Raw genomic sequence first — 6,299 nt, 5'->3', positions numbered from 1 at the left:
GGCGGAGGGGAACCACGCGTTCCCATACCGAACACGACCGTTAAGCCCTCCAGCGCCGATGGTACTTGGACCGCAGGGTCCTGGGAGAGTAGGACGTCGCCAAGCAATGAAGAGCCTGCCGCATTACGCGGCAGGTTTTTTTGCGTTTATTGTTTTCTAACATTGCCCAGTATCCTCTCGCTATGCCATAATGTGTATGTTTAAAGGCCAATTTGAGAGGAGTCTGGTTATGACCAAGGAAACACGTTTGCTTACGATGGATCAATTCGACGATATGATTGAATTAAGTCAGTTCGCATTTCAATATGAGATTCCGGCTGTAAAGCTGGCAGAATCACGGGAACGATTTGAACGCGAGGAAACGGACCGCTGGGGGATTTACATAGATGGGAAGCTTGCGGCTCAGCTGGCCATACTTGATTTATATACCTATATCGCAGGCAAGCGATTTGCCATGGGCGGCATTGCAGGGGTATCAACATGGCCTGAGTATAGACGTCAGGGTTTAGTTGCCGATTTGCTGCATCATTCTCTTGAGAAGATGAAAGAGAAAGGGCAGACCTTATCGTTTCTTCATCCTTTCTCGATTGGATTTTACCGCAAGTTTGGCTGGGAGGTATACACGGATCTTAAGACTTATCGGATTGATGTGAACCAGCTTCCCGCAAGAGCGCCATATAACGGAACGATCAAACGCGTTGAGCAGAGCTATGAGCTGTTGAATCCGGTCTATAATGCCTATGCCAAGCAAGTGAATGGAGCATTGGATCGCTCGGTTGCCTGGTGGAGTTACAGGATTTCGTCGCGGAAGAAGGGGCAGACCTGCGTCTTTTTTGACACCGCCGGACAAGCGCAAGGTTATGTCATCTATGAGGTGAAGAACAGAGTGCTGTTCGTTCACGAGTTGATTGATTTGACCGAAGAAGCGCGCAGTGCGCTGTGGTCGTTCCTTGGGCAGCATGACTCTATGATTGACCGGCTTGAGATTAAAGTGGCGACAGACGACGGGCTTGCCTATTTACTAAATAATCCTCGGATCAAACAGGAGATCGAGCCGTATTTCATGGCGCGGATTGTGGATGCGGAGGCATTCCTTAAGGAATACCCGTTTGCGGCAGGCAACGATGAGTCCTTCCTGTTCGACATTCAGGATGAGCATGCCGCTTGGAACAATGGGCGGTTCGAGGTTCGCATTGCCACGGACGGCACAACGAATGTACAGCGTTTATCGGGAGAAACTAACAAGGAGTCCATTCGTACGGGAATCGGATCCCTGGCAGCGATGCTGACCGGTTATAAACGTCCGACTGAGTTGCTTCGTTACGGACTCATTCAAGGCGAGAGTCAACAGGTCGAGCAATTGGAGAGAAGAATTCCGGTACGAACAACGTTCCTGCCTGACTTTTTCTAAAACGCTATCAACGAGATTACCTGTAATTGGGTGTAAAAAGCCTTACTTTCCTGCATAAGGGAACCGTTCCACTCATAAACCTAACATCCTTGACAGCCCCTACCCCCTCTGATAATATTGCAATAATATGCGTGAGAGGTATCAAAATTAAGGGAGGAACTTACTCGTGTGGGAAACGAAATTCGCCAAAGAAGGCCTGACATTCGATGATGTACTGCTCGTACCGCGGAAATCTGTCGTGTTGCCTCGTGAATCGGACGTATCTACAAAACTTAGCGAAGGCATTAAGCTGAACATTCCGCTGATCAGTGCAGGGATGGACACTGTTACCGAGTCGGCTTTGGCGATTGCTATAGCTCGTGAGGGCGGTATCGGCATTATTCACAAAAATATGTCGGTAGCGCAGCAAGCAGAAGAAGTTGACCGTGTAAAACGTTCGGAGAGCGGAGTCATTACGAACCCATTCTCGCTGACTCCTGATCATCATGTTTATGATGCAGAAGAGCTGATGGGCAAATACCGTATTTCCGGCGTGCCGATCGTAGATGCTGAACAAAAGCTGGTTGGTATTCTGACAAACCGCGACCTTCGTTTTGTTCATGACTACTCGATTAAAATTAACGAAGTGATGACTCGTACGGATCTCGTTACAGCACCTGTGGGCACGACTTTGCAAGAAGCTGAAGTTCTTCTTCAAAAGCACAAAATCGAGAAGCTTCCACTCGTTGACGAGAACAATACGCTTAAAGGTCTCATTACGATTAAAGATATTGAAAAAGCAATCCAATTCCCTAATGCGGCTAAAGATAAGCATGGACGTCTTCTCTGCGGCGCTGCTGTAGGTATCGGCAAAGATACGGGCGACCGTGCGGACGCGCTTGTACAAGCAGGCATTGACGTTCTGGTTGTTGATTCGGCGCACGGCCATCATATTAACATTATCGAAGCGGTTCGCAAGCTGCGCGCGAAATACCCTGAATTGACAATCATCGCGGGTAACGTTGCAACAGGCGAAGCGACTCGTGATCTGATTGAAGCAGGCGCATCGGTCGTTAAGGTCGGTATCGGTCCTGGTTCGATCTGTACGACACGCGTTATCGCGGGTATCGGCGTACCTCAAATTACCGCTATCTACGATTGCGCAACTGTAGCTCGTGAATACAATGTGCCAGTCATTGCAGACGGCGGCATCAAATATTCCGGTGACATTACAAAAGCAATTGCTGCAGGCGCAAGCGCGATTATGATCGGCAGCTTGTTCGCGGGTACTGCTGAAAGCCCTGGCGAAACGGAAATTTTCCAAGGCCGCAGCTTTAAAGTATATCGCGGCATGGGCTCGCTTGGCGCAATGAAAGAAGGCAGTAAAGACCGTTACTTCCAAGAGAACGAAAGCAAGCTTGTTCCGGAAGGTATTGAAGGCCGCGTTCCTTTCAAAGGTCCTCTTGCTGACACCGTTCATCAGCTGCTTGGCGGTCTTCGTTCCGGTATGGGCTATTGCGGTACTAAAAATCTTGATGAACTGCGTAACGATACGCAATTCATCCGGATTACAGGCTCCGGCCTTCGCGAGAGCCATCCGCATGACGTTCAAATTACAAAAGAAGCTCCAAACTACTCGCTGTAATAACCCGACCACGGGAAAAAGCAGACAAGGACTTAGCGACTATACGGCTAGGTCTCTTGTCTGCTTTTTTGATATTGCGGATAAGCTTGATAGATAAGATTTTTTTAATCTGTACCCTGGAATATACATAACTGCCAGTCGAAAATAAGGTTTAACCGCTAGCAGACTGAGAAAACGACTCTATTTATGCCAGAAAGTAGAATCGCTTCAGATCAGTTTAACTCTACCTATCCCATGTGTTACAATGAAATTCAAATGACTTAGGGATGAAAAGGGGAGAAAGCGTTGAAAGTATTGCCGGTAAGATTACGGTCACTAGTAGTAGCGTTTGTTGCAGGTTTAGTAGCATTATCATTAGGGACGTCCTCGGTGAATGCAGCAGGTACGCCGGGCGGCGAATGGGTGGAAAACTCCCTTGGCCTTGAGTTAAGTTCAGCCATCTTGATCGACGCCGACACGGGCCAGGTTGTATATGAAGTAAATGCGGACGAGCCTCGTCCTCCTGCAAGTATGACCAAGATGATGACCGAATACATCGTTCTTGAGCAAATCAAGAGCAAGGCGCTGTCCTGGGATCAAATGATCACGGTTAGCGAAGAAGCGGCAAATACGCCAAAAGACGGCTCGCAGGTTTATCTTGCCCAAGGCGAGCAATATAAGGTGAAAGACCTTTATATGGCTATGGCCGTAGGCTCCGCGAATGATGCGACAATCGCTTTGGCTTCCGCTATCGGCGGCAGCGAGCAGGGCTTTGTGGAAAAAATGAACGAAACGGCTCAAAAACTCGGACTTACTTCCGCTCATTATACAAGCGCAACCGGTTTGGCCGATACAACAGTGATTTCGGCAAGAGACCAGGCAAAGCTGGCTCAAATCATTATTAAGAATGATCCCGAGTTTCTGGAGTATGCGTCTACGACGGAATACAAGTTCCGTCCTCGCGATGCCAAACCAATCGTCAATATTAACTGGATGCTTGCTTCCAACAAGAGCAACACTTATCTGAAAGCTTTTGCCTATGACGGTGTTGACGGCATGAAAACAGGTTACATCTCCGCTGCGGGTTATACGTTTACGGGTACCGTTAAGCGCGGTGACCAGCGTTATATCAGCGTTGTTATGAACACAAAGTCGAAGGAAGCGCGTTTTAACGAAACGGCTAAGCTGTACAACTATGCTTTTAACTCCTTGGAGAAGAAAACGGTTATTCCGGCAAAATCCGTGGTAGAAAAAGCAGAATCGGTTAAAATTAAAAAAGGTGTGAAAAAATCGGTTCCGATCATTACCGAATCCGATATTTCTCTTATTGTGAAAAAAGGCACGGATCCGAAGGTCGAGCTTACCGGCTACGAGCTTAAGAAACCCGAAGAGCTTGTCGCTCCGATTAAAGCCGGTCAAGTCGTAGGTACGGCAACGTACAAATATACCGATGACCAAGGCAAAGCGCTGGAGAAAACGGTTAATCTGATTGCCAGCAAAGATGTGAAAAAGGCGAGCTGGTTCGCCCTGATGTTCCGCGGAATCGGAGGCTTCTTCTCCGGTCTGTTCAACGGTATCGTCAATTTGTTCTAATCTAGCGCCGGATATGCTCTAAAGCGTGGCAGGCAAGGCAAATCAAGGGTTGTCGATTAATGGCCCTTCCTGTAAAATAAATGGTTAGAGTAAGCGGCGAGCTTCAACCTAAATAAGCGATTAAGCGTTTAGCCCTCTTAGCGAGGGCTGCGCTCCATTTTAAGGAGGATTTCTAAGCATGGAAACAGGTACTTCGCGCGTAAAACGCGGTATGGCAGAAATGCAAAAAGGCGGCGTCATTATGGACGTTATGAACGCCGAGCAAGCGAAAATTGCGGAAGCAGCAGGCGCAACTGCCGTTATGGCACTGGAACGCGTACCTTCTGATATTCGTGCAGCAGGCGGCGTAGCCCGCATGGCTGACCCTACGATCGTAGAAGAAGTTATGAAAGTGGTATCGATTCCGGTTATGGCGAAAGCCCGTATCGGTCATATCGTAGAAGCACGCGTCCTCGAATCGATGGGCGTTGACTACATCGACGAATCCGAAGTACTGACTCCTGCGGACGAAGTATTCCATATCAGCAAGAACGAATTCACTGTACCTTTCGTATGCGGCGCGAAGGATCTGGGTGAGGCTCTTCGCCGTATCCAAGAAGGCGCGGCTATGCTCCGCACAAAAGGCGAGCCGGGAACGGGCAACATCGTTGAGGCAGTTCGTCACCTTCGCTTGATCAACGGTCAAATCCGCAAAGTACAAAATCTGTCCAAGGACGAGCTGTACAACGAAGCAAAAGTTCTGGGCGTTCCTTACGATCTGCTTCTGCAAGTTCATGAGAGCGGCAAACTGCCGGTCGTTAACTTTGCGGCAGGCGGCGTTGCAACTCCATCCGACGCGGCACTTATGATGGAACTGGGCGCTGACGGCGTATTCGTAGGCTCCGGTATCTTCAAATCGGATAGCCCGGAGAAATTCGCTCGCGCAATCGTTGAAGCTACAACGCATTACAAAGATTACAAACTGATCGCGGAAGTATCCAAAAACTTGGGCACTCCGATGAAAGGCATTGAAATTTCGAAGCTGCAAGCAGCTGAGCGTATGCAAGACCGCGGTCTGTAAGAAGCGGTATCTATAGAAAGGCGTGTAGGCTTATGAAAATTGGTGTACTGGCGCTTCAAGGCGCAGTAGCAGAGCATATACGCAGTTTGGAGGCGGCGGGCGCGGAAGCGGTCGCCGTTAAACGAATTGAAGAGCTTGCTGAGCTCGACGGTATCGTCATTCCAGGCGGCGAAAGCACAACAATCGGCAAGCTGATCCGCAAGTACGACTTCCTCGAAGCTCTCCAGGAGTTCTCGAAGCAAGGCAAGCCGTTATTCGGAACCTGTGCCGGTCTTATTATTTTGGCGAACAAAATTGAAGGTCAGGACGATGCGCATCTGCAGCTGATGGATATGGTTGTCGCGCGTAACGCCTTCGGCCGTCAGCGTGAAAGCTTCGAGACGGATCTTCCGATTCAAGGAATCGATGAACCGATCCGTGCGGTGTTCATCCGCGCTCCTCTCATTAAAGAAGTTGGCAGCAGCGTTGAAGTATTGTCCGTATACAACGATGAGATTGTTGCCGCAAGACAAGGGCATCTGCTTGCGTGCTCCTTCCATCCGGAGCTCACGGACGATTACCGTCTGCATGCTTATTTTGTCGACATGGTGAAAGAAGCGGCTAAAACAACGGCGAAGTAAAATACTTCGCAA

The 6,299-nt window shown here is 49.0% G+C and carries 5 protein-coding genes and 1 rRNA gene; all 6 read left to right on the top strand.

The features are described 5' to 3' along the window. Positions 1–105 (top strand): 5S ribosomal RNA (rrf, locus tag WFK81_RS29775); the annotation flags it as partial. A gap of 124 nt (positions 106–229) precedes the next feature. Beyond that, a complete protein-coding gene (locus WFK81_RS29770; RefSeq protein ID WP_336790934.1) occupies positions 230–1,411 on the top strand; it encodes a GNAT family N-acetyltransferase in 1,182 nt (393 codons plus the stop codon). 166 nt (positions 1,412–1,577) lie between these two features. Beyond that, complete coding sequence (gene guaB / locus WFK81_RS29765; protein ID WP_336790932.1) at positions 1,578–3,035, top strand: IMP dehydrogenase; 1,458 nt, start codon at positions 1,578–1,580, stop codon at positions 3,033–3,035. Positions 3,036–3,404: 369 nt separating this feature from the next. Further along, positions 3,405–4,607, top strand: coding sequence for a D-alanyl-D-alanine carboxypeptidase family protein (locus tag WFK81_RS29760; protein WP_336790930.1), 1,203 nt, complete (start codon positions 3,405–3,407; stop codon positions 4,605–4,607). 178 nt (positions 4,608–4,785) lie between these two features. Next, positions 4,786–5,667 (top strand): pyridoxal 5'-phosphate synthase lyase subunit PdxS, encoded by an 882-nt coding sequence (pdxS, locus tag WFK81_RS29755; protein ID WP_127497766.1) that lies wholly within the window; start codon positions 4,786–4,788, stop codon positions 5,665–5,667. Positions 5,668–5,699: 32 nt separating this feature from the next. Next, positions 5,700–6,287, top strand: a complete 588-nt coding sequence (pdxT, locus tag WFK81_RS29750; protein ID WP_336790928.1) for a pyridoxal 5'-phosphate synthase glutaminase subunit PdxT — start codon at positions 5,700–5,702, stop codon at positions 6,285–6,287. Positions 6,288–6,299: the final 12 nt, after the last annotated feature.

This window comes from Paenibacillus sp. MMO-177, assembly GCF_037147795.1.
Classification (GTDB): Bacteria; Bacillota; Bacilli; order Paenibacillales; family Paenibacillaceae; genus Pristimantibacillus.
Note: the sequence above shows the minus strand (reverse complement) of the source record. Positions and strands in the feature narration are given on the sequence as shown.

Bases quoted from the DNA above. Each gene is read 5' to 3' on its own strand.
- WFK81_RS29770 (WP_336790934.1), top strand. From the start codon at position 230: ATGACCAAGGAAACACGTTTGCTTACGATGGATCAATTCGACGATATG.
- pdxT (WP_336790928.1), top strand. From the start codon at position 5,700: ATGAAAATTGGTGTACTGGCGCTTCAAGGCGCAGTAGCAGAGCATATA.
- pdxS (WP_127497766.1), top strand. From the start codon at position 4,786: ATGGAAACAGGTACTTCGCGCGTAAAACGCGGTATGGCAGAAATGCAA.